Source organism: Ideonella azotifigens, from assembly GCF_006519715.1.
GTDB lineage: Bacteria > Pseudomonadota > Gammaproteobacteria > Burkholderiales > Burkholderiaceae_C > Ideonella > Ideonella azotifigens.
In genome coordinates this window covers 1-1264 of sequence record NZ_VIDT01001094.1, presented here as the reverse complement: position 1 = coordinate 1264, position 1264 = coordinate 1, and the positions used below count along the sequence as shown (strand labels likewise).

Genomic DNA, 1264 nt, shown 5'->3' with positions numbered 1-1264 from the left:
GGTTCTTCACCCAACTCCGGGGAAGGCGGCGCGGATTTTGAGGAAGAAATAGGCGTCGTCGCGGAAGCCGTAGGCCATGCGTTTGATGACTTTGATCTTGTTGTTGATGCCCTCGATGAGGTTGGTGCCCAGAGGGAATCGGCAGTGGGCCAGGATGCCTGGCAGGTAGGGCTTGAGGTTGGCGGCAAAGCGCTTGAGCGGCTCGATGCGGCTGCGCCTGGCCTTGGCGTACCAACTCTTCCAGGCGCGTTCGGCGTAGCCGGGATGGCGATAGCGCCAGAGGTCCTTGAGCGCATCGCGCAGCACATGGACGACGAACAGCGCACGGTTGGCGGCCAGCAGTTCCTTGAGCTGGATGTCCTGCCCCGGCGCCAGTGAGTCGCGGTTCTTCAGCAGCAGCCAACGCGCGCCCTTGACGATGCGGCGAGCCGGCTTGTCGGCGCGCAACTCGTTGGCACGGTCCACGCGTACCCGGTCGATCACCTCGCGGCCGTACTTGGCCACCACATGGAACAGGTCAAAGACGATGGCGGCCTGCGGGCAGTGATGCTTGACCTCCAACTCGTAGCCCGCATTCATGTCCATGACTGCCGCACGCAGCCGCTTGCAACGCTGCGCCCCGAGCAACTCGAAGAACGGTCGCACATCGGCCCGTCCCCGACCGCGCCCCACCCACAGCACGCGCTTGCGCGTGGGCTCGACGATGACGGTGGCGTAGCGGTGGCCCTTCTGGATGGCGAACTCGTCCATGCCGATCACCTCCAGCCCATCCAGATCGGGTGGCCCGAGCTGACGCTCAAGGCTGGCGAAGTCCAGATCTTTGACCGTCTTCCAGTCCAGGCCGAAGAAACTGGCCACGTGTCTCACGGATGCCACCCGGCACAACTGCGCCACCGACTCGCCCAAGCGCCGTGTCACCCGGGCGTAGGGTGCCAGCCAGCTCAACCGCTCCAGCTTCGGACCACAGCGCGGACAGGACACGCGCACACGCGGCACGACCAGCTCGACACGGTGCTCGAAGATCGGCAGATCGCGGATCCGCCGCTCCTGCCAATCATGAACCGACCGGGTCGACTCACCACAGTGACTGCATTGGCGCAGCCATCCCTCGATGGCTTGCAACCGCAACACGCACCAGGACTGCTCGCCCCTGCGTTCCTGCCAGTCCTGAACAACCTCATACCCGGTCCAGCCTGAAAGCCGGGCCATAAGATGCGCCTGGGCCACGGTTGCCCTCCTGCCGTCTTGATGCTTGGTACCACCA

General features: G+C 64.6%; 1 protein-coding gene. It reads right to left on the bottom strand.

All coding sequences use genetic code 11. From position 1 onward, the window contains the following. Positions 1-6 precede the first annotated feature (6 nt). A complete protein-coding gene (locus tag FKP22_RS30815) occupies positions 7-1227 on the bottom strand; it encodes an ISL3 family transposase (RefSeq protein WP_141291987.1) in 1221 nt (406 codons plus the stop codon). Positions 1228-1264 lie beyond the last annotated feature (37 nt).